This window comes from Streptomyces sp. KPB2 (genome assembly GCF_003950055.1).
GTDB classification, from domain to species: Bacteria; Actinomycetota; Actinomycetes; order Streptomycetales; family Streptomycetaceae; genus Streptomyces; species Streptomyces salinarius.
In genome coordinates this window covers 3,037,423-3,062,275 of sequence record NZ_CP034353.1, presented here as the reverse complement: position 1 = coordinate 3,062,275, position 24,853 = coordinate 3,037,423, and the positions used below count along the sequence as shown (strand labels likewise).

26 protein-coding genes are annotated in these 24,853 nt (G+C 70.9%); 20 read left to right on the top strand and 6 right to left on the bottom strand.

What is annotated here, in order from left to right; genetic code table 11:
* Positions 1-256: 256 nt before the first annotated feature.
* From D1J63_RS13230 to D1J63_RS13170, 13 genes are all read left to right on the top strand, one after another.
* Positions 257-1,198 carry a hypothetical protein gene (locus tag D1J63_RS13230; RefSeq protein WP_102927121.1) on the top strand — a complete coding sequence of 314 codons (942 nt, stop codon included), beginning with the start codon at positions 257-259 and terminating at the stop codon, positions 1,196-1,198.
* An 82-nt stretch (positions 1,199-1,280) separates the two neighbouring features.
* A complete protein-coding gene (gene cpaB, locus D1J63_RS13225) occupies positions 1,281-1,988 on the top strand; it encodes a Flp pilus assembly protein CpaB (protein WP_125629033.1) in 708 nt (235 codons plus the stop codon).
* Positions 1,989-1,995: 7 nt separating this feature from the next.
* Positions 1,996-3,252, top strand: coding sequence for an AAA family ATPase (locus D1J63_RS13220; protein WP_125629032.1), 1,257 nt, complete (start codon positions 1,996-1,998; stop codon positions 3,250-3,252).
* Complete coding sequence (locus tag D1J63_RS13215; RefSeq protein ID WP_102927118.1) at positions 3,249-3,650, top strand: TadE/TadG family type IV pilus assembly protein; 402 nt, start codon at positions 3,249-3,251, stop codon at positions 3,648-3,650. Before D1J63_RS13220 ends, D1J63_RS13215 begins: the two co-directional genes overlap by 4 nt.
* A 1-nt stretch (position 3,651) precedes the next feature.
* On the top strand, positions 3,652-4,026 hold the full coding sequence (locus D1J63_RS13210; protein ID WP_125629031.1) for a TadE/TadG family type IV pilus assembly protein: 375 nt from the start codon (positions 3,652-3,654) through the stop codon (positions 4,024-4,026).
* An 18-nt stretch (positions 4,027-4,044) separates the two neighbouring features.
* Entirely contained in the window at positions 4,045-5,382 is a 1,338-nt protein-coding gene (locus tag D1J63_RS13205; RefSeq protein ID WP_102927116.1) for a CpaF family protein, read from the top strand.
* A gap of 9 nt (positions 5,383-5,391) precedes the next feature.
* Positions 5,392-6,336: a type II secretion system F family protein gene (locus D1J63_RS13200; protein WP_125629030.1), complete on the top strand. Its 945-nt coding sequence runs from the start codon at positions 5,392-5,394 to the stop codon at positions 6,334-6,336.
* Between the two features lie 19 nt (positions 6,337-6,355).
* Entirely contained in the window at positions 6,356-7,258 is a 903-nt protein-coding gene (locus tag D1J63_RS13195) for a DUF5936 domain-containing protein (protein ID WP_125629029.1), read from the top strand.
* Positions 7,259-7,529: 271 nt separating this feature from the next.
* The gene (locus D1J63_RS13190) at positions 7,530-7,730 is read left to right on the top strand and encodes a hypothetical protein (RefSeq protein WP_125629028.1); all 201 of its coding nucleotides are present in this window, start codon (positions 7,530-7,532) and stop codon (positions 7,728-7,730) included.
* The gene (locus tag D1J63_RS13185; RefSeq protein WP_125629027.1) at positions 7,730-8,326 is read left to right on the top strand and encodes a pilus assembly protein TadG-related protein; all 597 of its coding nucleotides are present in this window, start codon (positions 7,730-7,732) and stop codon (positions 8,324-8,326) included. Before D1J63_RS13190 ends, D1J63_RS13185 begins: the two co-directional genes overlap by 1 nt.
* Before the next feature lie 33 nt (positions 8,327-8,359).
* Positions 8,360-8,938: a hypothetical protein gene (locus D1J63_RS13180; RefSeq protein ID WP_125629026.1), complete on the top strand. Its 579-nt coding sequence runs from the start codon at positions 8,360-8,362 to the stop codon at positions 8,936-8,938.
* A gap of 8 nt (positions 8,939-8,946) precedes the next feature.
* Positions 8,947-9,567: an OmpA family protein gene (locus tag D1J63_RS13175; protein WP_125629025.1), complete on the top strand. Its 621-nt coding sequence runs from the start codon at positions 8,947-8,949 to the stop codon at positions 9,565-9,567.
* A 6-nt stretch (positions 9,568-9,573) separates the two neighbouring features.
* On the top strand, positions 9,574-10,107 hold the full coding sequence (locus tag D1J63_RS13170; protein ID WP_125629024.1) for a hypothetical protein: 534 nt from the start codon (positions 9,574-9,576) through the stop codon (positions 10,105-10,107).
* A gap of 31 nt (positions 10,108-10,138) precedes the next feature.
* On the opposite strand, the gene D1J63_RS13165 is transcribed toward D1J63_RS13170, so the two are convergent.
* Positions 10,139-10,501 (bottom strand): DUF192 domain-containing protein, encoded by a 363-nt coding sequence (locus D1J63_RS13165; protein WP_241235555.1) that lies wholly within the window; start codon positions 10,499-10,501, stop codon positions 10,139-10,141.
* 175 nt (positions 10,502-10,676) lie between these two features.
* Here D1J63_RS13165 and D1J63_RS13160 point away from each other — a divergent pair, with 175 nt between their 5' ends.
* From D1J63_RS13160 to D1J63_RS13130, 6 genes are all read left to right on the top strand, one after another.
* A complete protein-coding gene (locus D1J63_RS13160; protein WP_125629022.1) occupies positions 10,677-11,801 on the top strand; it encodes an SMI1/KNR4 family protein in 1,125 nt (374 codons plus the stop codon).
* Positions 11,802-11,950: 149 nt separating this feature from the next.
* Positions 11,951-12,829 carry an LLM class flavin-dependent oxidoreductase gene (locus D1J63_RS13155; protein ID WP_125629021.1) on the top strand — a complete coding sequence of 293 codons (879 nt, stop codon included), beginning with the start codon at positions 11,951-11,953 and terminating at the stop codon, positions 12,827-12,829.
* A gap of 2 nt (positions 12,830-12,831) precedes the next feature.
* Positions 12,832-13,611 (top strand): class I SAM-dependent methyltransferase, encoded by a 780-nt coding sequence (locus D1J63_RS13150; protein WP_125629020.1) that lies wholly within the window; start codon positions 12,832-12,834, stop codon positions 13,609-13,611.
* A 1,116-nt stretch (positions 13,612-14,727) separates the two neighbouring features.
* Positions 14,728-16,053: a PhoH family protein gene (locus tag D1J63_RS13140; protein ID WP_125629018.1), complete on the top strand. Its 1,326-nt coding sequence runs from the start codon at positions 14,728-14,730 to the stop codon at positions 16,051-16,053.
* Positions 16,054-16,492: 439 nt separating this feature from the next.
* Positions 16,493-17,191, top strand: coding sequence for a transglycosylase SLT domain-containing protein (locus D1J63_RS13135; RefSeq protein WP_176153972.1), 699 nt, complete (start codon positions 16,493-16,495; stop codon positions 17,189-17,191).
* 152 nt (positions 17,192-17,343) lie between these two features.
* A complete protein-coding gene (locus tag D1J63_RS13130) occupies positions 17,344-18,774 on the top strand; it encodes an AI-2E family transporter (protein ID WP_125629016.1) in 1,431 nt (476 codons plus the stop codon).
* A 93-nt stretch (positions 18,775-18,867) separates the two neighbouring features.
* Here the strand turns inward: D1J63_RS13130 and D1J63_RS13125 are convergent, their stop codons facing one another.
* Both D1J63_RS13125 and D1J63_RS13120 read right to left on the bottom strand, forming a co-directional pair.
* Complete coding sequence (locus D1J63_RS13125; protein ID WP_019329192.1) at positions 18,868-19,404, bottom strand: alkyl hydroperoxide reductase; 537 nt, start codon at positions 19,402-19,404, stop codon at positions 18,868-18,870.
* A 6-nt stretch (positions 19,405-19,410) separates the two neighbouring features.
* Positions 19,411-19,965, bottom strand: coding sequence for a peroxiredoxin (locus D1J63_RS13120; RefSeq protein ID WP_030145756.1), 555 nt, complete (start codon positions 19,963-19,965; stop codon positions 19,411-19,413).
* A 137-nt stretch (positions 19,966-20,102) separates the two neighbouring features.
* On the opposite strand from D1J63_RS13120, the gene D1J63_RS13115 reads away from it, so the two are divergent.
* Entirely contained in the window at positions 20,103-21,041 is a 939-nt protein-coding gene (locus tag D1J63_RS13115; protein ID WP_125629015.1) for a LysR substrate-binding domain-containing protein, read from the top strand.
* An 83-nt stretch (positions 21,042-21,124) separates the two neighbouring features.
* On the opposite strand, the gene D1J63_RS13110 is transcribed toward D1J63_RS13115, so the two are convergent.
* The 3 genes from D1J63_RS13110 to D1J63_RS13100 are packed head-to-tail and all read right to left on the bottom strand — an operon-like array spanning position 21,125 to position 24,674.
* Positions 21,125-23,467 carry an ABC transporter permease gene (locus D1J63_RS13110; RefSeq protein WP_164712825.1) on the bottom strand — a complete coding sequence of 781 codons (2,343 nt, stop codon included), beginning with the start codon at positions 23,465-23,467 and terminating at the stop codon, positions 21,125-21,127.
* Complete coding sequence (locus D1J63_RS13105) at positions 23,464-24,153, bottom strand: ABC transporter ATP-binding protein (protein WP_102927099.1); 690 nt, start codon at positions 24,151-24,153, stop codon at positions 23,464-23,466. The genes D1J63_RS13110 and D1J63_RS13105 overlap by 4 nt, the downstream gene beginning before the upstream one ends.
* Positions 24,150-24,674: a PadR family transcriptional regulator gene (locus tag D1J63_RS13100; RefSeq protein WP_007444371.1), complete on the bottom strand. Its 525-nt coding sequence runs from the start codon at positions 24,672-24,674 to the stop codon at positions 24,150-24,152. The genes D1J63_RS13105 and D1J63_RS13100 overlap by 4 nt, the downstream gene beginning before the upstream one ends.
* Positions 24,675-24,853: the final 179 nt, after the last annotated feature.

The window sequence follows — 24,853 nt, the reverse complement described above, 5'->3', positions numbered from 1 at the left end:
CTGAAGTACAAGGTGGTCCAGACCAATTGAGGTGTCAAGAGGTAGGTACGGACCAAGTTCGCGGCCGGGCCGGGACGGTCGGCGCGGGCTCGAAAATGCTCAACCTGCCCCGTTTTGGCGCACCTTGTGCAACACAAGTTGTTCCACAGCTGCAGAAACGCTGTTCTCCGGTCACAGACGCGTGGATACAGTGCTCAGGTAGTCACGCAGTGAAGTCATCCGGGTGTGCCGGAGTAACGCCGGCGGACCGACGGGAATGGGAGACGGGGAGCCGCGCGTGCCAACTGCCATTGCCGTGACCAGTGCCGACCTGGCACTGCCGCCGCAGGACGAACGGACGCTGCCCGCGGCCGTGCTCCAGGACATCGACCGGCGTCCCTTGGATCAGGTGCTGGCCGAGCTGCAGACGCTGGTCGACCAGTGCGGGCACGTGATCGTGGTGTGCTCCCAGGCCGCCCCGGCAGGCGTGGAACGCCGTCTCCACACGGTCCGCGGCCTCCTGGAGACCGACCGCATCGCCCTGTTCCGGCCGCCCCTCCCGCCGCTCGGCATCGCCGTACTGGCCCGCCAGTTGCGTCAGCTGGCCTCCTGCGACCTCGGTGCCGGCGTCCTCGCCTCCGCCGGCCGCCTGCTCACCCACTACATCCACGCCGGCGCCCTGCTCGGCTCCGTCGCCCGGCTCGACCGCGTCCCGGTGGACCTCAAGGCGCACGCCAGGTCCTGGGTGCCCGGCAGTCAGTTCGGCGTCGTGGCCCACCCCGAGCCGCAACTCGTGCGGATCGGCCCCGAAGCCGCCCTGTCCGGACCCGAGTTCGGCACCTCGCTGCTGGTCGCCAAGGGCCAGCTCCCCTCCGACTGGGTCACCGGCACCCTCGCCCCCTCCTGGCGCGTACAGGGACTGCGCGAGACGGCGCTGCCCGCGGAGTCCGCCGACTGGTGGGGGACGGGGCGGCTGACCGAGTTCTGCGCCTACCTCCCCGACCTCTCGGTCCTCTACCAACTGGTCACGTCCGTACGGCAGAGCGCCTGCCACTGGTGCGGCATCGACGTCATCGGCGACCGCTGCGTGTTCTGCTCCGCGACACCACCGGTCTACGACGACGGGGGCGGCGGCGCGAGCGGCCGGGACCGTGCGCTGGGCCACCGCCGTGACCCCGCCCTCGGCCGCGGTCGTGAGAGACGCGCCCTGACTGGGTAGGTCGGTACCGCCCCACCCGTCCGTCCCCGCCCGTCCCTCCGCCGGGACACCCGACCACCCCCCAATGAGGTAGCACCGGCCCATGAACTCCCGTCAGCGCCGCGGCATCATCCTGCTGATCCTGTCGGTCCTCTGCGCCCTCGGCGCCTTCGCCGGCGTGCTGTCCGTCATCAACGACGTGAAGTCGAAGGTCGGCCCCGAGGTGACCGCGTACCGGCTGAAGTCCGACATCGAGCCCTACACCGAGCTCGGCGCGGCGCAGTTCGAGAAGATCGAGATGCCCGAGCGCTGGCTGTCCGAGAACGCCGTGACCGACCTGTCCCAGGTCCGCGGAAAGATAGCCGTGACCAAGCTGAAGGCGGGCTCGCTGCTCCAGACCGACATGATCGTCGACACCCCCGCCCTGCGGCCCGGGCAGCAGGAGGTCGCCATCATGATCGACGCGGCGACCGGCGTCGCCGGCAAGATCACCCCGGGTGCCACCGTCAACGTGTACGCCACCTTCGAGGGACAGCGCGAGGGCGACCCCGACCAGTCCAAGATCATCGTGACCAACGCCAAGGTCATCGACGTCGGCGAACTCACCTCGCTGGAGCCCGACGAGGACAGCCGCGAGCGCGAACCCACCGACGCCGTCCCCATCACCTTCGCCCTGTCCACCATCGACGCCCAGCGCATCACCTACGCCGAGTCGTTCGCGCGGCGCGTCCGGCTCGCTCTGGTGGCCCCCGGCGGCGACACCACGGTCCCCGACAAGGACCGGACGTACGAACTCGCGAAGGACAAGTGAGAGCCGTATGGCCACGAGGATCCTCCCGGCAGTCGGCGACCCGGACGCCGTACGGTCCCTCACGTCGCTGCTCAGCCGGCTCCCGGACGCCGAACCGGTCGCCCCGGTCTCCGACTCCACCCAGCTCGTCGACACCCTCGCCCGACTCGCCGCCGAGTCGGTGGACGAACTGCCCGAGGTCGTGATCGTCCACGAGCGCATCGGCCCGGTCCCGGCCCTGGAGCTGATCCGCGAGGTCGCCCTGCGCTTCCCGGCCGTCGGCGTCATCCTCGTCACCTCCGACCCCGGCCCCGGCCTCTTCCAGGCCGCCATGGACCACGGCGCCCGCGGCCTGGTCGCCCTCCCGCTCGGCTACGAGGAACTCGCCAGCCGCGTCCAGGCGGTGGCCCAGTGGTCGGTGGGCGTACGCCGGCACCTCGGCAGCGCCGTCGACGTGTTCACCGGAACCGGCGGCACCGTCGTCACCGTCAGCGGCGCCAAGGGCGGGGTGGGCACCACGCTCACCGCCATCCAACTGGCCCTGGCCGCCCAGGCGTCGGGCCGCTCCACCGCCCTGCTCGACATGGACCTCCAGACCGGCGACGTCGCCTCCTACCTGGACGTCCAGTTCCGCCGCTCCGTGGCCGACCTCGCCGCCATCACCGACCTGTCCCCACGCGTCCTGGCCGACGCCGTCTTCCGCCACGACAGCGGGCTCGCCCTGCTGCTCGCCCCCGGCGACGGCGAACGCGGCGAGGAGGTCACCGACCGCGCCGCCCGCCAGATCGTCGGCGCCCTGCGCTCCCGGTACGAGGTCGTCGTCATCGACTGCGGCGCCCAGCTCGGCGGTGCCGGCGCGGCCGCCGTGGAGACGGCCGACACCGCGCTGCTGGTCACCACCCCGGACGTGGTCGCCGTACGGGGCGCCAAGCGGGCGGTGCGGATGTGGGACCGGCTGCAGATCCGCAAGGCGGAGGAGACGACCGTGGTCGTCAACCGGCACACGCGGGGTACGGAGATCCAGCCCCCGCTGATCCAGCGGATCACCGGCACGGCGATCGCCGCCACGACCGTCCCCGCCCACTTCAAGGAGCTCCAGGGAGCCGTGGACGCGGGCCGCGTGCACGAACTGGACGGCAGGAGCACCGTGAAGCAGGCCCTGTGGGCGCTCGCGGGCGAACTGGGCCTGGCCGGCGTACCCGAGGGGGGCCGCAAGGGCCACGGGCGCCTGCGCGGCGACCGGGGCGCGACCGGCTTCCGTCGGCGGAAGGACGGTGCGGGGTGAACGCGTTACGCGGCCGGAAACCGACCCGGGACGGGGACAGCGGCCAGGTCACCATCGAGTTCCTCGGCATGACCCCGGTGATCGTCGCGACGCTGGTGGTGCTGTGGCAGCTCGTACTCGTGGGATACACGTACACGCTGGCGGGGAATGCTGCGGACGAGGCGGTACGGGCGGCGACGGCGGCCGAGCGCGGGGCACGGGACGGCGCGTGCCGGGAGGCGGGCCTGGACAAGCTGCCGGGCTCCTGGGAGGGAGGCGCCGAGGTGACCTGCGGCACCGCGGGCGGCTACGTCACCGCCGACGTGCGCATCGAGGTCCCCCTCCTCTTTCCGGGCACCCTCAGCGTCCCGTTCACCGTGCACGGACACGCGGGGGCCGTGGAAGAGGAGGACGACTGAGATGCCGTACTCCCGCAGGGAACGGGCGAGGGACCGGGCGAAGGACCGGGGCCAGGTGGCCATCGAGTACCTCGGCTTCCTGCCGATCCTTGTCCTCGTCGGCATGGCCGTCGTACAGCTGGGCCTGATCGCGTACACCGCCCAGCAGGCCGGTACGGCGGCCCGTGCGGGGGCGCGCAGCGCCTCACTGGGGGAGAGCGCGGGCGCGGCGTGCGCGGCGGCCGTGAGCAGTTGGCTGGCGGACCGTACCGACTGCCCTCCGGCGGGGGGCGGGGACGAGGTGACGGTCACCGCCACCGTCCACATTCCCTCGATCGTCCCCGGCTGGGACTTCGGGGACGCCACCCGGACCGCCACCATGCCGCTGGACCACTGACCGAGGAGCCGAGGACGCATGAGCCTGCGCGCACGCATCCACTCCCCCGAGGAGCACGGCAGCCGGGGCGAGGACGGACACCTGGTCGCCTCCTACCGGGCCAAGCTCCTGGAGGAGATCGACCTCGCCGAGATGAGTTCGCTGGCGATGGCCGAGCGCCGGGCCCGCCTGGAGCGGGTCCTGGGGCACATCATCAGCCGCGAGGGCCCGGTCCTGTCGACGGTCGAACGCTCCCAGCTGATCCGCCGGGTCGTCGACGAGGCCCTCGGCCTGGGCATCCTGGAACCGCTCCTCGAAGACGCCTCGATCACGGAGATCATGGTCAACGGCCCCGACGCGATCTTCGTCGAACGCGCCGGCCGGGTCGAGCAACTGCCGCTCCGCTTCGCCTCCCACGACCAGCTGATGCAGACCATCGAGCGGATCGTCTCGACGGTCAACCGCCGCGTGGACGAGTCCAACCCGATGGTCGACGCCCGCCTGCCCTCGGGCGAGCGCGTGAACGTCATCATCCCGCCGCTCTCCCTCACCGGCGCGACCCTCACCATCCGCCGCTTCCCGCGCTCCTTCACCCTGCACGAGCTGATCGGCCTCGGCTCGCTCGACGAGAACATGCTCTACCTGCTGGCGGGCCTGGTGCAGGCCCGCTTCAACATCATCGTCTCGGGCGCGACGGGCACCGGGAAGACCACCCTCCTCAACGCCCTCTCCGGCCTGATCCCCGAGTCCGACCGCATCATCACCATCGAGGACTCGGCCGAACTCCAGCTCCAGCAGGCGCACGTCATCCGCCTGGAGTCCCGTCCGCCCAACGTCGAGGGCCAGGGCCGGGTGACGATCCGCGACCTGGTCCGCAACTCGCTGCGCATGCGCCCCGACCGCATCGTCGTCGGCGAGGTGCGCGGCGGCGAGTCCCTGGACATGCTCCAGGCCATGTCCACCGGCCACGACGGCTCGCTGGCCACCGTCCACGCCAACAGCGCCGAGGACGCCCTGATGCGCCTGCAGACGCTGGCCTCGATGTCGGACGTGGAGATCCCCTTCGTCGCCCTGCACGACCAGATCAACAGCTCCGTCGACGTCATCATCCAGCTCACCCGCTTCGCCGACGGCGCCCGCCGCATCACCGAGATCGCCCTGCTGGCCAGCCACGGCGGGGAGCCGTACCGCCTGGCCACGGTCGCCCGCTTCAACGCCCGCCCGATGACCGCCGACGGCCGCGTCGTCGGCGCGTACGAGTACCACCCGCTCCCGCACCGCACCGCCGAGCGCCTCTACATGGCGGGCCAGCCCATCCCGCAGGCCTTCGGCGTGGCCCACACACCGGACCAGCTCACCACCCGAGAAGCCAGGTAGGACCGCCCGATGGAACTCGACACGCTCGTCACGCTCACCACCGGCATCACGCTGCTGACCTGCGTCCTGGCGGTCGTCGGCCTGCGCTCCTACGCCGTCGGAAAGGCCCAGCGCGCGGCCCTGGTCGACCGCCTGACCGCGACCGGCCAGGCACCGGCGGCCGGGCGCCGACGCCGCTTCCCGGGCCTGGACCGCCGCCTGCGCCGCACCAAGCTGGGCCGGAACCTGGAACGCCGCCTGTCGGCGACGGGCCTGGACGTGACCCCCGGCGAGTTCTTCGCCTACATGCTGGCGACCGTCGCGGGCCTGTGGCTGATCGGCCAGGCGGCCCTGGCGCCGTTCTTCGGCCCCCTGGCCGGCCTGCTCGGGGTCGGAGTGGCGATCCAGTTCCTCAACTGGCAACGCCAGAAACGCATCGAGAAGTTCATCAACCAACTCCCCGAACTCGCCCGCATCCTCGCCAACGCCACCCAGGCCGGCCTCGCCCTGCGCACCGCCATCGGCATGGCGGCGGAGGAACTGGAGGCCCCGGCCGGCGAGGAACTCGGCAAGGTCGCCGACCAGCTCGCCATCGGCGCCTCCATGGACGACGCCCTCGGCGAACTCGCCGGCCGCCTCCCCTCCCGCGAACTGGTCGTCCTGGTCACCACCCTCGTCCTGTCCAACCGCGCGGGCGGCCAGGTCGTCAGCGCGCTGCGCAACCTCACGGAGACCCTGGAGGAACGCAAGGAGACCCGGCGCGAGGTCCGCACCCAGCTCTCCCAGGTCACGATGACGTCGTACGCCGTCCCCGTCCTGGGCCTCGGCTCGTTGCTCCTCATGAACGGGGTGAAGGACGGCGCCCTGGAACGCATGACGGGCTCCCCGGCCGGCCAGGTCGCGGTGATCACCGCCTTCGCGCTGTACGCCGTCGGCTTCGTCCTCATCCGCCGCCTGTCCCGCATCGACGTCTGAGAGGAGGGAGGAACAGGACATGGGCCTCGCACTCCCCGGCACACTCCTCGCCCTCCTCATGGCCCTGGGCGTCTGGGGCGTCTTCGCCGGTATCCGCATGTACCGGGCGGAGGCCAGGCTCCCCGACGACCTCGCCCTCGCCCTGGAGGTCGGCGCCACCCGCACCGGCGCGGCGCACTCCCTCATCGACCGCATGGGCATGCGGTACGCCCCCGCCGTACTGCGGCTGATGGGCCCCGCCCTGGTCGCCCGGTACCGCCGCAGGATCGACCTGGCCGGCAACCCCGGCGGCCTCACCATCGACCGCTACGCCGCCCGCCGCGCGGTCTACGGCTTCCTGGGCGCCCTGGGCTTCCTGGTCTTCCTCCTGCGCGGCCAGTACCTGGTGGCCCTGCTCCTCCTGGCCTTCGGCGCGTTCTGGACGGAGGTGGGCATCTGGTCGGCGATCCGCATCCGCAGGGACGTCATCGAGCGCACGCTCCCCGACTTCCTGGACGTCCTGGCGGTGGTGGTCAGCGCGGGCCTCGGCTTCCGCCAGGCCCTGGACCGGGTGTCGACGCGCTACGAGGGCCCGTGGGCCGACGAACTGCGCATCACGCTGCGCCAGATGGACCTCGGCATGAGCCGCCGGGAGGCCTTCACGGAGCTGCGCCGGCGCAACGACTCGGAACAGGTGGCGATGTTCGTGACGGCACTCCAGCAGGGCGAGGAACTGGGCGCCCCCATCGTCGAGACCCTGGTCTCCCTGGCCAAGGACATGCGCCGCACCGACGCCCAGAACGCCCGCCGCAAGGCCGCCCGCGCGGTCCCCAAGGCCACGCTGATGATCACGACGTTCATGGTCCCGGCCACGATGATCCTCCTCGGCGCGGGTCTGATCCTGGGCTCGGGGACGGACTTCGGCACGATCACGGGCGAGTAGGGGAGTGCGATTGCACATGACCAGAAAACGTCAACTACCGGTCTCCAGAGACTCAGTCACCCCATTTCGCCGTAACGCCTTTCGCACTTGCAATCAACTGTGGGACAGTCGTTGCCTGGTACTCCCGACAGGTCGAGGTCCCAACCGAGCACAAGGGAGGTGGAGATCGTGGACGCCATGACGTCCGGCACGACCGGCCAGCCGATCACCGCCGCCCACCCACACGTTCCGCCCGCGGAACGCGACTTCGCCCACCCTGGAGGGGAACACCATGACCAACTGGCTCCACACCGCCGCCGCATACCTGCACACCCTCACCGCCAACCGCAAGGACAAGGGCCAGACGGCGGTGGAGTACCTGGGAATCATCGCGGTGGTGGTGGCGATCGTGCTGGCCATCACGGGGACGGATATCGGGCAGACGATCTACAACGCGATCACGGACAAGATCACCGAGGTCACCGGTATCTGATGCGCCTCCCTGTGAACGGGGATGCCGGGCAGGCATTCCCCATCTACATCACCGTGGTGGGGGGCCTGCTCTTTCTCGCGCTCGCGTACTTTGCCGTCGGCCAGGCCACGGCGACTCGCAGCGAGGCACAGACGGCGGCGGACGCTGCGGCACTCGCAGCGGCCCTGGAGACCAGAGACCAGCTTGCGGACCAGTGGATCAGTCACGTACTGGAGCCGGAAGCATGGCAGGGCATTTTCGAGGGCAAGGCTCCGGTCTCCAGCGGATGCTGGCGCGCCCACGAATTGGCAGCGCTGAATGACGCGAGCGTGGAGTGTAAACCGAAGGGGCGTTTGGCCTACTCAGTCGTCGCCGAGACGAATGACACGGTCGGGGACACCATCGTGCCGGGCACGGAGGATCGAAAGGCGACGCAGGCCGCGACCGCCGTCATCGTAGCCCGCTGCTGGTTCGAGCCTCTTCAGGAGGACGCGGGCGACGAAGAACTGCCGAGTCTTTCCTGCAAGGGAGGCGAGAAGTGGGACCTGAAGGCGGACGACCTCCCAGATCTGCCCAAACCCGAGGACTTGTTCGACGTTCATCTGGCCGACAGCTGACAAGCGAACGAAGAGGACGAAGGAAGCGGAGCCATGAGCATGCCGTTCACAACAAGGGCGCCCGGCAGATTGGCGGCATGGCCCATCGCCGTCGTGCTGGCCTTCGGCCTGGCTGGATGCGGTGGTGGAGGTGGCGACGACAAACCGGAAGCGTCCACGACTTCCTCCAGGAGCAGCGAGTCCAAGCCGGATGCTCAGGAGAAGGATTCGGGGAACACCCTGGCGGAGCTGAGGGGACCCAACGGTCTGTTCCTCAAGGTCACCGAGGCGCAGCGGGATGCGGGCGGCTTCGTCACGGTGAGCGGGGACCTCAAGAACGACGGTGACGACACGGTCAACATTCCTGCGCAATTGAGCGGCAATGAGACGGAAATCATCCGGAACGGCAAATCGCTCGGTGGCGCCACGTTGGTGGACTCGAAGGGCAAGAAGCGCTACTACGTACTGCGCGACACAGAGGGACGCCCGCTCACGACAACGAAATTCCCGCCCCTCAAAGCAGGCGAATCCCTCCCGGTCTTCATGCAGTTCCCCGCACCCCCCGCCGACACGTCCGAGGTGACCCTCCAGCTGCCGATGTTCACGACCGGCACGATCGAGATCTCCGGGTGAGGCCGGCCATGACCTCGCCCCCGCGCCTGCTGGCCGCAGCCACCCTCCTGCTCGCCACCACCCTCTACGGCATCCCCACGGCCCAGGCCGACGACGACCCCAACGACCCCCCCGGCACGGAACCGTCCGCCTCCGCCCCCGTGAAGGTCGACCCCAACGACCCCGACCTGAAACTCCCGGACGGCGCCACGCTCGCGCAGGCGAAGGTGCTGGACATCAAGTCGGTGGTCGAGGAACAGAGCGGCGACGAACGCCGGGAGGACACCAACACGAGCGTGACCCTCGCGCTCCAGGCCGAAGTGCTGTTCGGCAAGGACAGCTCGAAACTCGGCGCCGAGGCGAAGGCCCGCATCAGGGGCATCGCCGACGAGATCAGGACCCAGAACGCCACGAGGGTCCGCGTCTTCGGCTTCACCGACAACCTCGGCTCCTCCGCCCACGGCGACGTACTCTCCAAGCGCCGCGCCAACGCCGTACACGACGTCCTGTCCCAGTCCCTCAACGACGCCGGCATCACCTACGAGGTCCGCGGCTACGGCGAGCAGTACCCCATCGCGGACAACGCGACCGAGGCCGGCCGCAAGAAGAACCGCAGGGTGGAGGTCTCCTTCCCCCGCACGGAGCCCTGACCGCCCATGAGCGAGCGCACGCGAGCCCGCGCCGCACTGACGACCCTGGCGACCCTGGCGGCACTGACGGCGTTCACCACGACCGCATGCGACAGCAGCACACACGAACCCGACGAGGCGCCTCCCACACCCCGAACCGGGCCCACGGCCTCCAACCACCCGACCCCCGAGCCGCCCCCACCGTCCGCGGCAGACGGCACCGACCCCGACGCCTGCACCGACGGCGACTGCGAGATCACGGTGACCGAGCCCGTGACCCTCCACTTCCCGGCACCGGGCGGCAGCGGCCGGGCAACGTTGTCGGTGACCGAGGTCGGCCCGAACAAGATCGAGTACGAGGTGAAGTCGCGCAGCAACAGCTCCCGGGGCGCCGCGACCGGCCCGGGCCAGGGCTGTCTGACGTACCTCCGCGAACACGGCAGCGGCAACTCCTGCGGCACCCTGGACCACACCCGCCCGAGCCCGCGGCCCGACACCGTGGTAATCCAGGCGACGACGCGCACGGACGGCACGACGCTCCTGCACATCGTCTCGCCCTGAGGGATGGCCACGGGCGACCACGCCGTGGACGTCACGGACGAACGACACCGCCGGTCGCCTCTGCCGGGCCCTCCACGATCTCCACCCGCGTCCCCACCCGCACCCCCCACTCACCCATCGCCCCGGCCGCCGCCTCCAGGACGTGGCGCGCCCGCAGCCTGGGCAGCCCCAGCCTCCCCGGCCGCATGGTGCGCACGGCGACGACGGTGAGCCGCCGGTCGAGGTAGGCCACGTCGATGGCCATCCGCATCCGGAAGGTGTGCACGCTGTTGGCAGGGCTCAGCAGCATGGCCCCGTCGACCGAACCGCGCCCCAACAGCCCCCTGGTACGGGCGCGGTAGGAGCCCGCGATCTCCAGGGGAACACGAACACGGTCACCGTCCTCCCCCACCACGGCCAAAACCCCCGCCCCGTCCCGCCAACGCCGCCGCCTCACACCATCCCCCTCACCTCAGCCCGTCGGCCCCCGCCTTGCGCCTTCCCGCCGAAGGTATCCGACACGGACGGGGGGAACCTCGCGGTGGCACGACCCCTGTACCGCTCACCCACGCCGGTAAGGTCTACGGCTCGTGACTGCTTCAGACTCCCACGTCAACGCCTTCGCCGAGATCTTCGGCGACCCGCCTGCCGACTACGCCGTACCCGTCGACTGGGCGGCAGTCGAGTCCTGGCTGGGGACGAGCCTGCCCGCCGACTACAAGGCCATCACCGCCGCGTACGGCCCACTCGACATCGGCGCCTGGCTCTGGCTCCACATGCCGTGCGTGAACCGCGGCTGGTTCGACTACGGGGCCTGGGTCCAGCAGACACGGCGTGACGCTCCCGGTGTCCTCGCCTTCGGCGCCACCCGCACCGCCGACACCCTCTACTGGGACACCACGGCGTCCGACGACCCCGACCAGTGGCCGGTCGTCATGCACTGTCAGGACGACGAGAACGCGGGCCGCGACCCCTGGCGGCGCTTCGGGTCCCCGCTCGTGCCGACGCTGGCCCGGCTCGTGGCCGACGGCATGCGCCCCGTGGCCGTCCGGAGCCGGATGCAGACCGACCTGGAGCACGTCCCGTGGACGCCACCACCTCGGCGACCCGAGCCGACCCCACAGCAGCGGGCGGCACTCACCACGGGCAGCGGGCTGAAGACGCTGACCGAGCTCGTTCCCCCGCCGGAGACACCCGCGCTCGGCAAGCACACCTGGGACTGGCTGTACGACCGACTGGGCACACGTCTGCCCGGAGAGTACGTACGACTGATGGAGCGGTACGGCGCCGGCTCCTGGTGCGGCTGGCTGCGCTTCAACACGCCCTTGGACGACGACCAGTACGCGCTCGCACCGTGGGCCGAGTGGTACGCGGACACCTATCAGGAGCAGCGGGCCGAGTTCCCCGAGTACCATCCCCTGGCCGTCCATCCCGAGCCCGGAGGATTCCTGCCCTTCGCGGACTCCATCGACGGCGACCAACTGTGCTGGCTGACCGAGGGTGCCACGCCGGACGACTGGCCGCTGATCGTCGTACCGCGCCACGCGGACCAGGGCCCACCGCTCGACACCGACCTCACCACGACCCTGCTGGAGTGGCTGCGCGGCCGCTTCGCGACCGAGGGCCTGCCCACACTCGGACGCCGCGACGAGAACCCCCTCGACTACATAGATTTCGAGCCCTACGACGCGGAGCCAACCCCTGACGACCAATGACCCGTCAACAAGGGCCCACACACACGTGGACATGTGGGTCGAGGGTGGCGGAGGCAGCGGATCGTCGAGATCGTTCGTTTCGAGGGCCCACTGAGAGCGGCCTCGTAATGGTGTTGAACCGGAGCCTCGGCCGAAGGTAGGAAGGCAGCATGACTGGACTCGGTGCCGTGCTCCGTCCTCAGTTGGCCCCCGAGCGGCTGCGTGCCGTGGTGGGGGTGGCCGACGAGGTGGGGCTCGAGGAGTTGTGGCTGTGGGAGGACTGCTTCCGCGAAGGCGGGATCTCCACGGCCGCCGCTGCCCTCGCGTGGACCGAGCGGGTGCGGGTCGGTGTCGGGCTGTTGCCCGTGCCGTTGCGGAACGTGGCCCTCACCGCGATGGAGGCCGCCACGCTGCACCGGATGTTCCCCGGACGCGCCGTCCTCGGCGTGGGGCACGGGGTGCAGGACTGGATGGGGCAGGTCGGGGCGCGGGTCGAGTCGCCCCTCGCCCTGCTGCGGGAGCATCTTCTCGCGCTGCGCTCCCTATTGAGGGGAGACAGGGTGACCGTGAAGGGGCGCTACGTGCAGCTCGACGACGTCGCGCTCGACTGGCCGCCGCAGCAGGCCGTCGAGGTGTTCGCCGGTGCCACCGGGCCCCGTTCGCTGCGGCTGACCGGTGAGGCCGCCGACGGGACCGTGCTCACCGCGAACACTCCGCCCGACGGGGTGCGCCGCGCCCGGCGGCTCATCGACGAAGGGCGGGCGGCGGCCGGACGCGGCGACGCCGCGCACAAGGTCGTCGTGTATCTCCTCGCCGCCACCGGGGCCGGCGCAGGGGAACGGCTTCGGGGTGAACTCGTCGCCGAAGGCGTCGCGGACGTGCCCGGCCTCGGCGTCGCGGGGGACGCGCAGGCCGTTGCCGACGCCGTGCGGCGGTTGGCCGAGGCCGGGGCCGACACCGTCATCCTGCAGCCGACCGGGGACGAGCCCGACCCGGAGGGGTTCGTGCGGTTCGCCGCAGAGCAGGTCCGGCCCCTGGTGGTGGTCTAGCCGTGGCCGACGCGCGTTCCTTCGACGAACTCGTGGCCGAAGGCGCCTCCGTCCCCACCGAGGGGTGGGACTTCTCCTGGTTCGAGGGGCGGGCCACCGAGGCGCGGCCGTCGTGGGGTTACGCGCGGTCCGTGGCGGAGCGGCTGGCCGGCGCCACCGCCGTACTGGATGTGCAGACCGGGGGCGGGGAGGTGCTGGACTTCGCCCTCGAGGCCGCCGGGCCAAGCCGGGCCCCGCTCGTCGTCGCCACCGAGGGCTGGGCGCCCAACGTCGCCGAAGCCACCCGGCTGCTGCGCCCGCGCGGTGTCCCGGTGGTCGCCTCGGCCGACGACGCGCCGCTGCCGTTCGCGGACGGCGCCTTCGACCTGGTCGTGAGCCGGCATCCCGTCGAGCCGCACTGGGACGAGGTCGCCCGTGTACTCGCGCCCGGTGGTACCTACTTCGCCCAGCACGTCGGGCCCGCCAGCGTCTTCGAGCTCATCGAGTTCTTTCTCGGGCCGTTGCCGGAGGAGACGCGCCGGCACCGTCGTCCCGAGCGGGAGCGTGCCGACGCCGAGGCGGCCGGGCTCGAGGTCGTGGAGCTGCGGGCGGAGCGGCTGCGGATGGAGTTCTTCGACATCGGTGCCGTCGTCCACTTCCTGCGCAAGGTGGTGTGGATGGTCCCCGGGTTCACCGTCGAGGCGTACCGCGACCGGCTGCGCGACCTGCACGAGCGCATCCAGGCCGACGGACCCTTCGTCGCCCACAGCTCCCGCCACCTCTTCGACGTGCGCAAACCGTAGGTCGACGGTCGTACGCCCGCCAGCCCGTCCGTTCGCCAGCCCGCCCGTTCGCCAGCCCGTGCGGGCGAAGATGGCCGGGAACTGCCGTTCGACGTGCCCGGTACTCGCCACCCGCCAAACGACCCCCGGCTTCCTTGGCGTGAGAGCGGGTCAGGGAAGAGGCCGGGCATCGTGGATGTTCCGGGCGTAAGCCTCGCACCTTCGCAAATATCGGATCCATGGCCGCCGGGTGCCAAAACAGTCGCCGATCCTCACAGGGTTTCCACATCGTTATTCACCGGTGTCCTCCTCGGGTCGAATCCGAGCCGTTCGGTCACGTAGGTTCGGACCAGGTAATTCGCGTGAGCAAAGCTACGCGCGTGGCACCGCGCAGTGGAGGGGGCTGCGCGGTGCCGGGTCAAGTCCGGGTGTGCCGGTGGCGTCGCCCGGACGGGGGACGCGGGCCCCGTTCCGCGGTGTCCCGCCGTCGGCGGGTTCGGAGGGCCGGCTCGCATCGTTCGTCACTTCACTCACTCGACTCACGCGTGAATCGGTCGCCCGGTCGGTGGTTCACCGCGATTTGGCCACGATTCGCGCCGGAATAGGGACTTCCGCGGCATCCGGGCGTCGCCGGGTGACTCCGGAGAGTAGTTGTGGCACGCCGATGCACGCAGCATCACTTACGAAGGGTTATGGTGGAAACCCCCCCTCGGGCCGGTCCGTATCCCCCCCCCACGGACCGGCCCGTTTTTCTGTCCTCGTTTTCTGTCCTCGGTCCGCGGTGCAGCCGTAACGAGGAGTTCACCGGTGCGCCGTCCTGTGTCGTGGCATGGCGGCGCTTGTTCGAGGGCATAACCCAAGCAGGTCGACGCCCGACCCACGGGTGTCGGATCTCAGCGGGCGGCACGGAGCCGTCCGCCCGGGAGGCCCTTTGCACCAGCCCCACCGTGCGGTCACGGCACGGAAGACGCGGCGGAGGGCCGGTCCACGGTCCGCGCCAGTGCAGGGCGGCCCCAAGGGTCTGCACGACAGGCCCCGGACCGGTCGGCTCGGCCGGACCGGTCGGCTCGTTCCAGCCCTCCCGGCCCGGCTCCACTCCGTCGCTCCCCGACCTCTTCCGAGGGGGTACGTCCTTCCGTGGTGACCAGCACAAAGCGCCACAAGCCCGACCGGCGCACCTACGTTCTCGACACCAGCGTCCTGCTGGCCGACCCGAACGCCCTGAACCGCTTCGACGAGCACGAGGTCGTGCTCCCCATCGTCGTGGTGACGGAGTTGGAGGCCAAACGGCACCATCCCGAACTCGGCTACTTCGCCCGGCAGGCCCTGCGCCTGCTCGACGAGTTCCGGGTACGGCACGGTCGCCTCGACGCCCCCATCCCGATCGGGGACCTCGGCGGCACCGTCCGCGTCGAGCTCAACCACTCGGACCCCAGCGTGCTGCCCACCGGCTACCGCCTGGGGGACAACGACTCCCGCATCCTCGCGGTCGCCCGCAATCTGCAGGCGGAGGGGTTCGACGTCACCGTCGTCTCGAAGGACCTCCCGCTCAGGATCAAGGCGTCCTCCGTGGGTCTCCTCGCCGAGGAGTACCGCGCGGAGCTGGCCATCACGGACGCCTCCGGCTGGACCGGAATGTCCGAACTCACCCTGCCGGGCGAGCAGGTGGACGTGCTCTTCGAGGAGGGCCGGGTCTACGTCCCCGAGGTCGCCGAGCTGCCCGTGCACACCGGGCTGACCATCCAGTCCGAGCGCGGCAAGGCCCTCGGGCGGGTCACGCCCGACGGCAGCGTCCGGCTGGTGCGCGGCGACCGGGAGGCGTTCGGCATCAAGGGCCGCAGCGCCGAGCAGCGGATCGCGCTCGATCTGCTCCTCGACCCGGACGTCGGGATCGTGTCGATGGGCGGCCGGGCCGGCACCGGCAAGTCGGCGCTCGCGCTGTGCGCGGGGCTGGAGGCGGTCCTGGAGCGCCGGCAGCACCAGAAGGTGATGGTCTTCCGTCCCCTGTACGCGGTGGGCGGACAGGAGCTCGGTTACCTGCCCGGCTCCGAGGCCGAGAAGATGAGCCCCTGGGCGCAGGCGGTCTTCGACACGCTGTCGGCCGTCACCAGCCGGGAGGTCATCGAGGAGGTGACCGCGCGCGGGATGCTGGAGGTGCTGCCGCTCACCCACATCCGGGGGCGTTCGCTGCACGACGCCTTCGTGATCGTCGACGAGGCGCAGTCCCTCGAGCGCAACGTCCTGCTGACCGTGCTGTCCCGGATCGGGGCCAACTCGCGGGTCGTACTCACCCATGACGTGGCGCAACGGGACAATCTGCGGGTCGGCCGGTACGACGGGGTCGTCGCCGTCGTCGAGAAGCTGAAGGGGCATCCGCTCTTCGCGCACGTCACCCTGACGCGCTCCGAGCGGTCCCAGATCGCGGCGCTCGTGACCGAAATGCTGGAGGACGGTCACATCTGACCCGACTCCCGCCCATCCGGGAACTCCGACCCGACACGGGCCGGTTACCCACCGGTTCGGCGCCGTCCGGAAAGGCCCAGAGCCTAGCCGGGCGGCGCCTCGGCGTGTGCGGATTTCCGTGAATCCCCTGGGCCAAACGGGATGTGAGCTTTCACACGCAACACAGAATTGCCTCACCCCGCCGGGTTACGGCAGAGTCTCACTCCTGTCAGGCCCCGCATACGACTCAGTCGTACCCCCAGCGGTACGGCGCCCCAGAAGCACCAGATCCAACTCCATAGCAGCGTCGTATGCCGCCCGAGCACCACGCGGCGCTCCCCGCAGGGGAGTTGTCCACCGGGCCCGTGCCTCCCGTGACCCGTAGTTGGGGAGGCCAGTGTCAGGGGCACGATTGCGTCCGCGAGGGTCACCGAAGCGGGCGATGCTGGAAGGAAACCGTGTGAGCCGGATCTCGGTCCGGGGATTCGCAGTGGCCTCGGCCACGGCGGTCACCGCCGTCGGAAGCGTCGTCGGAGTTGCCTCGGGCAGCGTCGCGCAGAACAACGACGACGCGGAGGCGACGGCAGCAGGCACGACGCTGCTTGCCGACATCCCCATGGGTGAGCAGGCGCAGGTGCAGACCGCGTCCCTGACGCATCAGGCCGATGTGCAGGCCATCGCCGCGGACGCGAGCGCCAAGAAGGACGCCGAGGAGGCGGCCCGCAAGGCAGCCGCCAAGACCGCCGTGGCCAAGCAGGAGAAGGCCAGGCAGGCGGCCGAGGAGGCCAAGGAGCGCGAGGCGGAGAAGGAAGCGGCCAGCCGCGACGCCAAGCGCGACGCCACCAGCTTCGCCGTCCAGAGCTCCTACAGCACCAGCCAGATCCAGGCGATGGCCCGTCAGATGGTGCCCAGCGGCCAGTTCCAGTGCTTCAGCAACATCGTGGACCACGAGTCCAGCTGGAACTACCAGGCCGTCAACGCCTCCTCCGGCGCCTACGGCCTCTTCCAGGCGCTGCCGGCCGGCAAGTACGCCTCGGCGGGCGCCGACTGGCGCACCAACCCGGCCACCCAGATCAAGTGGGGCCTCAGCTACATGGACAACCGCTACGGCAGCCCGTGCGAGGCCTGGGCCTTCTGGCAGGCCAACCACTGGTACTGAGCCCCGGCGACCGGGCCTCTCGGTCCGCGCTCAACCTCGCGAAGCCCCTCACCGTCCTATGGTGAGGGGCTTTCGCGCTCCCGCCATGTACGGTCGGACCGGAACGACTCCAGGGGGGAGTGGTGGGGAAGGACGGGGGAAGAGGACGGATCATGTCACGAGTGCCAGGGTGGCTCGGTCGGCTCGGCGCCGGACTGACGCAGATGAGCGAGCGGTTGGAGCAGCGCCGGGAAGAGGCGCGTCGGCACGACGCCGACGACGGACCGGGTCCGGCCTCCGACCACGTGCCGCACACCGCGGAGCACCCGTCCGAGGACGCGGCCGCCGAACACCTCGCCGCGCACCGTACGGTCGCCGTCGCCGACCGCCCCGACCCGGCACAGGCCGTGCCCTGGGGAGTACGGGTGGCCGCGGAGGCCGGGTGGCGGCTCCTGGTGCTCGCGGGCACGCTGTGGGTGCTGATGCGCATCATCAGCGCCGTGCAGCTGGTGGTGCTGGCGTTCGTCGCCGCGCTGCTGATCACCGCACTGTTGCAGCCGGCCGTGGCGTGGCTGCGCCGGCACGGGGTTCCCCGGGGACCGGCCACCGCCCTGACGGCGGTGCTGGGCTTCGTGGTGATGGGACTGATCGGCTGGTTCGTCACCTGGCAGGTCATGGAGAACATCGACAACCTCTCCGACCAGGTCCAGGACGGCATCGACGAGCTGCGCAACTGGCTGCTGAACAGCCCCTTCCACGTCACCGACAAGCAGATCAACGAGATCGCCAAGAACCTGCGGGAAGCGGTCGGCGCCAACACCGACCAGATAACGTCGGCGGGACTCGAGGGTGTCACGGTCGTCGTCGAGGCGCTCACCGGCATCCTGTTGGCCGCCTTCTCGACGCTCTTCCTGCTCTACGACGGCAAGCGCATCTGGCAGTGGTCGCTGAAGCTGGTGCCCGCGGCCGCCCGGCCGGGCGTGGCCGGGGCCGGTCCGCGCGCCTGGCGGACGCTGACCGCCTACGTGCGCGGCACGGTGATCGTCGCGCTGATCGACGCCATCTTCATCGGCCTCGGCATCTACTTCCTGGACGTGCCGATGGCCGTCCCGCTGGCCGTGTTCATCTTCCTGTTCGCCTTCATCCCGCTCGTCGGCGCCGTGGTGTCGGGCGCGCTCGCGGTCGTCGTGGCGCTGGTGACCCAGGGCGTGTTCGCGGCGGTCATGACGCTCGTCGTGGTGCTGGCGGTGCAGCAGATCGAGGGGCACATCCTGCAGCCGTTCATCCTCGGGCGCGCGGTGCGGGTCCATCCGCTGGCGGTGGTCCTGTCGGTGGCCGCCGGCGGCATGGTGGCCGGCATCGGCGGCGCCGTGGTCGCCGTACCCCTGGTGGCGGTGACCAACACGGTCGTGGGCTATCTGCGGGCGTACTCCCGTGAGGCCGCCCTGCGGCAGCAACCGAGGCCGCACGGTGCCACGTCGAGCGACGCCGCCCCGGCGATCGGCCGGGCGCAGGAAGCGGCGGAACCCGAGGGGCCGCAGGGGTCTCAGGGCTCCCAGGAGCCCCCGGAGAGCGGTCCGCCGGCGGGCACCTCCCCGGTGTAGCGCGGCGAAGCCCTCGGGCGGCAACGGCACGCGAACGGGCCCCGCCCACCTCTCGGTGAGCGGGGCCCGTGCCGTGCGGGTCGCGCGGGGCGACTACTGGGCGGCCAGGACCGCCTCGGCGTCCAGCGTGGCGCCGACGGCCTCGACCACGGCGGCGATCTTGAACGCCTCCTGGATCGTCTCGCGGTCCACACCGGCCTTGCGGAGCACCTGCTCGTGCGAGTCCAGGCACATGCCGCAGCCGTTGATGGCGGACACCGCGAAGGACCACAGCTCGAAGTCGACCTTGTCGACGCCCGGGTTGCCGATGACGTTCATCCGCAGACCGGCGCGCAGGGTGCCGTACTCGTGGTCCGACAGCAGGTGCCGGGTGCGGTAGAAGACGTTGTTCATCGCCATGATGGCGGCGGCCGACTTGGCGGCCGAGTACGCCTCGGGCGTGAGGTTGGCCTTCGCCTCCGGCTCCAGCTCGCGCAGGACGATGGGGGAGCGCGAGGCGATGGCGGTCGCCAGCACGGTGCCCCACAGCTGCTGCGCCGGGAGGTCGGAGTTGCCGATGACCGAACCCAGGTTGAGCTTCAGGTCCTTGGCGTAGTCCGGTATGGCGGACTTCAGGGAGTCGAGGGACATGTCAGCTCACTCCCCCGACAGCAGCGCGACCGGGTCCAGGGTCTCGTCGCCCTTGCTCCAGTTGCACGGGCAGAGCTCGTCGGTCTGCAGGGCGTCGAGGACCCGCAGGACCTCCTTGGGGTTACGGCCGACGGAGCCGGCGGTGACCATCGTGAACTGGATCTCGTTGTTCTGGTCCACGATGAAGACGGCGCGCTGGGCGAAGCCGTCCTCGCCCTCGATGCCGAGGTCGCGCATGAGCTCGTGCTTCGAGTCGGCCATCATCGGGAACGGCAGGTCGGTCAGGTCCGGGTGGTCCTTGCGCCAGGCGTGGTGCACGAACTCGGAGTCGCCGGAGAAGCCGAGGATCTGGGCGTCACGGTCGGCGAACTCGTCGTTCAGCTTGCCGAAGGCGGCGATCTCGGTCGGGCACACGAAGGTGAAGTCCTTGGGCCACGCGAAGACGACCTTCCACTGACCCTCGTAGGTCTTGTGGTTGATCTGCTGGAACTCCTTGCCCTTCTCCAGCGAGACGCAGGCGGTCAGATCGAACTCGGGGAACTTGTCACCGACAGTGAGCACGCGCTCTCCAATAGTGCAGCGAAGAAACACCCATTTTGCGAGTGTTTCCCATGGGTTGGACGGTGTTGATGTTGGCACAGGGTGCATTGATTAGGGAAATAGCTACACTCGGTCGGGTTGATCGGAGGTAGCTATTAGTGTCAGGTAAGAAGAGGCAGCCCAGCCTCGCCCAGCTGCGGGCTTTCGACGCGGTCGCCGAACACCTGCATTTCCGCGACGCCGCCGCCGCGATCGGCATGAGCCAGCCGGCGCTCTCCGGAGCCGTCTCCGCCCTGGAGGAGGCACTGGGTGTCACTCTGCTGGAGCGTACGACGCGCAAGGTGCTGCTCTCGCCCGCGGGTGAACGGCTCGCGGTGCGGACCAAGGCGGTACTGGCGGAGGTCGGCGCGCTCCTGGAGGAGGCGGAGGCGGTACGGGCGCCCTTCACCGGCGCGCTGCGGCTCGGCGTCATCCCGACCGTGGCGCCGTATCTGCTGCCCACGGTGCTGCGCCTGGTCCACGAGCGCTACCCCGACCTCGACCTCCAGGTCCACGAGGAGCAGACGGCGAGCCTCCTGGAGGGCCTGACGACCGGGCGGCTCGACCTGCTGCTGCTCGCGGTGCCGCTCGGCGTCCCCGGCGTCACCGAACTCCCGCTGTTCGACGAGGACTTCGTCCTGGTCACGCCGCTCGACCACCGGCTCGGCGGCCGGGAGGGCCTCGACCGTTCGGTGCTGCGCGAGTTGAAGCTGCTGCTGCTCGACGAGGGGCACTGTCTGCGCGACCAGGCGCTCGACATCTGCCGGGAGGCAGGCCGCGCGGGCGTCCCGGCCACGACCACGGCCGCCGGTCTGTCGACGCTGGTGCAACTGGTGGCGGGCGGCCTCGGGGTGACGCTGCTGCCGCGCACCGCCGTCCGCGTGGAGACCTCCCGCTCCAGCCAGCTCCTCACCGCCTCCTTCACCGACCCCGCCCCCACCCGCCGCGTCGCCCTCGCCATGCGCACGGGCGCGGCCCGCTCGGCGGAGTACGAGGAACTGGCGGCGGCCTTGCGGGAGGCGATGGCCGACCTGCCGGTGCGGACGGTGCACGACTGAGCGGCGGGACTGTGATGCGCGACTGAGCGACCGCCCGGCGCGGGCGGTCGCTCAGTCGCTCGGTCCGTCGCGCGCCGGCGCGGCTACTCCGTGCGCAGCCCCTCCGGCCGCATCAGCCGCAGCAGCGGCGGCAGGCTGCACAGCGTCACCACCAGGACGACCGCCGCGCCGATGCCGGTCATGGACAGGACGCCGGTCCAGTCGACGCGGACCGGGGTGCCCGTCATCTTCAGCAGCACCGTCCCCAGCGTCAGGCCCACGATCATGGAGAGCAGCAGGCCGAGCACGATGGGAATCGCCGTCTGCCACAGCACCGAGAGGCTGAGCGTGCGCCGCCGGGTGCCGAAGGCGACCAGGGCCGACAGCAGCTTCTTCCGCTCGCGCAACTGCTCCAGCTGCGAGACCAGCAGACTGGCGCCGATCAGCGCCAGCACACACGCCGCCCCCACGAACAGGCCGGTGCGGATGGCGTCGAACCGGTCGGTCCGCTCCGTCGCCGTCCAGGTCACGGCGTTCGCCAGCGGGTCGATGGCCGCCGTGGTGTTCCGTACCAGGTCGTGCACGTCCGGCACCGACCGGTCCAGCTGGAGGTAGGCGTGCCCGTCCAGCGCCGGCCGGAGCGCGTCCGGCAGCGCCTTCGGCGTGATCAGGACGCCGCCCCGGTCGGTCCCGGCCAGCAGACCGGTCCGCGGCTTCGCTGCCTTGACGCCCTCCGGCACCGTCCAGGGGATCTCGTGGCTCTTCGGGCCGCCCTCGTAGGACGGGTCCAGGTAGAGCTTGCGGCCCGGTGTCGCCAGCTTCGCGATGTCCTCCCCGGCGTCCCACTCGGCGCCGTGCACGGCGAACACGTCCCCGTCGGCGCACGAGGGCAGTCCGGCGATCTCCCGCAGCGAGGCGCAGTCGCCCACGGTCACCGTCGTACCGTGGTCCGGGTCCTGGCGGCGGTCGCCCAGCCAGCCCTCGGAGTAGTCGAAGACCGCTTTCACGCCCTTCGTGTCGCGGAACTTCTCGGCCGCCCGGTCCATGGAGACCCCGCTCGGGAGGATCGCCTCCATCTGCGCCCGCGACACGTCCTTCCCGGTCGACTTGGTGTAGTCGTCGTCCACGCCCGCGAACAGCATCTGCAGCGCGATCGCCCCGGCCACGGCCACCGCGATGCCGTTGACCATCCGGGCCGCCGTGCCGCTGCTCAGCTGCAGCCTGCGCACGGCCAGTTGCCAGGCGACGCCGCCGGAGCCGAGCCGGGCGACGACGCTCTCGACGATCCACGGCAGCAGCGCGGTCACGCCCACCAGGAGCAGGACGACACCGCCGGTCACCAGGTACTGGTTGAAGTCGCCGTTGTCCCGGCCGTTGCCGATCATCGGGTAGAGCATCGCCAGTCCGGCCAGCGGCAGCAGCAGCCGCCACCACAGCCGGCGCCGGGCCGGGCGCCCGGCCCGCACCACGCCGAGCGGCTCGATGACCACCCCGCGCAGCGCGAACAGCGTCACCAGCACCGCCGCGGCCGGCACCGCCACCGCGACCAGCAGGGCCAGCAGCGGCGAGGGGTTGAGATAGCTGGGGAACACGCTGATGCGGAACACCTCGGCGCTGCCCGCGAGTTGCCGTCCGACCATGAAGAACCCGGCGCCGAAGAGCAGCCCGAGGAACGCGCCGGCCATGGCCTCGCCGGCGGCGATGCGCCGGGTCATGCGGCTGTCGGAGCCCACCAGGCGCAGCGCCGCGAGCCGCCGGTCCCGCCGCTCGCCGCCGAACCGCACGGCGGCGGCGATGAACACCGCGACCGGCATCAGCAGCACCACGAAGACGACGAGGACCAGCAGGAGCAGCACCGGGTCCGACTGCTCCTCCCCGGGCTCCGGGTCGCCGAACCGGTCGAGGCGCTCGATCCGGCCCGGGGTGATCTGCTCGGCGAGCCCTTCCGCGCCCCGGTAGTAGGCGAGTTCGGCCGAGCCGATCAGCCCCTCCTCGGCGATCGTGCCGACGATCCGGTCCGGCAGTCGCTCGCGCAGCAGCGCGCCGGAGTCCGACTCAAGCAGCTCCTTGAGGGCGGGGGAGACCACCATCTCGCCCACCGCCGGGAACTTCTCCACCCCGGGCGGCAGCGGCGCCCGCGGGCCCTCGGGCTCCAGGGCGCGGCCCCGGACGTCGTCGTCGCGGAAGGAGTCGTCGAGGCTGGCGAGCACGAGCGTGTCGTCCGCCTTCGGCATCGGGTCGGTGGCGAAGGTGATGTCGGAACGCGCCGCCTCCCGTTCGTGCCGGACCGTGAGCGCGTTCGGGATCGCCGTCGTCAGCAGCAGCAGCGCCACGCCGAGCCCGACGCCGACCGCCGTCAGCACGGCCCGCGTCCAGCCCTCCCGGCCCCCGGTGAAGGCGAAGCGGACGCCCAGCATCAGGTCCGCGGCCCACTGGCGCACGCTCATACGACCCGCTCCATGTCCCGGGACTTGCCGTCGCGTACGACGATCTCGCGGTCGGAGTAGGCGGCCACCCGGGCCTCGTGCGTGACCAGCACGACCGCGGCGTTGGTGGAGCGGGCGGCGTCCGTGAGCAGTTCCATCACGCGCTCCCCGTTCAGGGAGTCCAGCGCGCCGGTCGGCTCGTCGGCGAAGAGCACCCGCGGGTTGGTGACCAGCGAGCGCGCCACCGCGACCCGCTGCCCCTGGCCGCCGGAGACCTCGCCGGGCCGCTTCTTCTTGAGGTCGTCGACCTCCAGCCGCTCCATCCAGGTCAGCGCGGCCCGCTCGGCCTCCTTGCGGGAGGTGCCGTTCAGGCGCAGCGGCAGCGCGACGTTCTCGACGCAGGTCAGCTCCGGCACCAGCTGGCCGAACTGGAACACGAACCCGAAGTCCGAGCGGCGCAGCGCACTGCGCTGGGCGTCGGACATCGCGGACAGCTCGCGCCCGTTGTACGTGATCGTCCCCGAGTCGGGCGTCACGATGCCGGCGAGGCAGTGCAGCAGCGTCGACTTGCCGGACCCGGAGGGGCCCATGACGGCGACGACCTCGCCGGGGTGGATGGAGAACTCGGCGCCGTCGAGCGCGAGGGTGGGGCCGTAGGCCTTGCGGAGCTGGTCCGCCGAGAGCAGGGAACCTGCGGGGGGAGTCATCGGGCTACCGCCTCACGGAGCTTGTCGAGGCGCGCGGCGGTCAGTTCCAGCCAGCGCAGGTCGGCCTCGAGGTGGAAGAGGGCGTGGTCGCAGATGAGCTGGTCCGCGAGGTCGCCCTTGCGCTTGCGGTCCGTCAGGATGCGCATGCTGCGCAGGTGCTCCGAACGCTGGGTGTCGAGGACGTCGGCGGCGTCGCGGTGGGTGAGCAGCGCGAGGACGACCTTGGTGTACAGCGTCGACTGGAGATACGGCTCGGGCTTCTCCGGCGTGGCGAGCCACCGCTGTACGTCGGTGATCCCCTCGTCGGTGATCGCGTACCGCTTGCGCTCGGGACCGCCGCCCGCCTCGATGCCGTCGACGACGACGAGGCCGTTCTTCAGCAGGCGGGACATGGTCGAGTAGACCTGGCCGTAGTGGAGCGGCCGGTCGTGACCGAACTTCTCGTCGAAGGCGCGCTTGAGGTCGTAGCCGTGGCGCGGCCCGGACTCCAGGAGCCCCAGGAGGGTGTGACCGATGGACATGCGGAGCACTCTACACACGGTGTATACGCCTCGTGTATACGCACGGTGCAGAGGTCGTGGCGGCGGGTACGGGCAGGGTGCGGGAGCGCAGGTCGGGGCCGATTGTCACGGTTCCGCTACGACGGAGGGCCGCGTCCGGCGCCGACGGTGTTCGGGCTCTGAGGGGGGCCACGTCCGGC

Excerpts from the sequence above, each read along its gene's own strand:
- D1J63_RS13230 (WP_102927121.1), top strand. The coding sequence starts at position 257 with ATGGGAGACGGGGAGCCGCGCGTGCCAACTGCCATTGCCGTGACCAGT.
- cpaB (WP_125629033.1), top strand. The coding sequence starts at position 1,281 with ATGAACTCCCGTCAGCGCCGCGGCATCATCCTGCTGATCCTGTCGGTC.
- D1J63_RS13220 (WP_125629032.1), top strand. The coding sequence starts at position 1,996 with ATGGCCACGAGGATCCTCCCGGCAGTCGGCGACCCGGACGCCGTACGG.
- D1J63_RS13210 (WP_125629031.1), top strand. The coding sequence starts at position 3,652 with ATGCCGTACTCCCGCAGGGAACGGGCGAGGGACCGGGCGAAGGACCGG.
- D1J63_RS13205 (WP_102927116.1), top strand. The coding sequence starts at position 4,045 with ATGAGCCTGCGCGCACGCATCCACTCCCCCGAGGAGCACGGCAGCCGG.
- D1J63_RS13200 (WP_125629030.1), top strand. The coding sequence starts at position 5,392 with ATGGAACTCGACACGCTCGTCACGCTCACCACCGGCATCACGCTGCTG.
- D1J63_RS13195 (WP_125629029.1), top strand. The coding sequence starts at position 6,356 with ATGGGCCTCGCACTCCCCGGCACACTCCTCGCCCTCCTCATGGCCCTG.
- D1J63_RS13190 (WP_125629028.1), top strand. The coding sequence starts at position 7,530 with ATGACCAACTGGCTCCACACCGCCGCCGCATACCTGCACACCCTCACC.
- D1J63_RS13185 (WP_125629027.1), top strand. The coding sequence starts at position 7,730 with ATGCGCCTCCCTGTGAACGGGGATGCCGGGCAGGCATTCCCCATCTAC.
- D1J63_RS13180 (WP_125629026.1), top strand. The coding sequence starts at position 8,360 with ATGAGCATGCCGTTCACAACAAGGGCGCCCGGCAGATTGGCGGCATGG.
- D1J63_RS13175 (WP_125629025.1), top strand. The coding sequence starts at position 8,947 with ATGACCTCGCCCCCGCGCCTGCTGGCCGCAGCCACCCTCCTGCTCGCC.
- D1J63_RS13170 (WP_125629024.1), top strand. The coding sequence starts at position 9,574 with ATGAGCGAGCGCACGCGAGCCCGCGCCGCACTGACGACCCTGGCGACC.
- D1J63_RS13155 (WP_125629021.1), top strand. The coding sequence starts at position 11,951 with ATGACTGGACTCGGTGCCGTGCTCCGTCCTCAGTTGGCCCCCGAGCGG.
- D1J63_RS13130 (WP_125629016.1), top strand. The coding sequence starts at position 17,344 with ATGTCACGAGTGCCAGGGTGGCTCGGTCGGCTCGGCGCCGGACTGACG.
- D1J63_RS13125 (WP_019329192.1), bottom strand. The coding sequence starts at position 19,404 with ATGTCCCTCGACTCCCTGAAGTCCGCCATACCGGACTACGCCAAGGAC.
- D1J63_RS13110 (WP_164712825.1), bottom strand. The coding sequence starts at position 23,467 with ATGAGCGTGCGCCAGTGGGCCGCGGACCTGATGCTGGGCGTCCGCTTC.
- D1J63_RS13105 (WP_102927099.1), bottom strand. The coding sequence starts at position 24,153 with ATGACTCCCCCCGCAGGTTCCCTGCTCTCGGCGGACCAGCTCCGCAAG.
- D1J63_RS13100 (WP_007444371.1), bottom strand. The coding sequence starts at position 24,674 with ATGTCCATCGGTCACACCCTCCTGGGGCTCCTGGAGTCCGGGCCGCGC.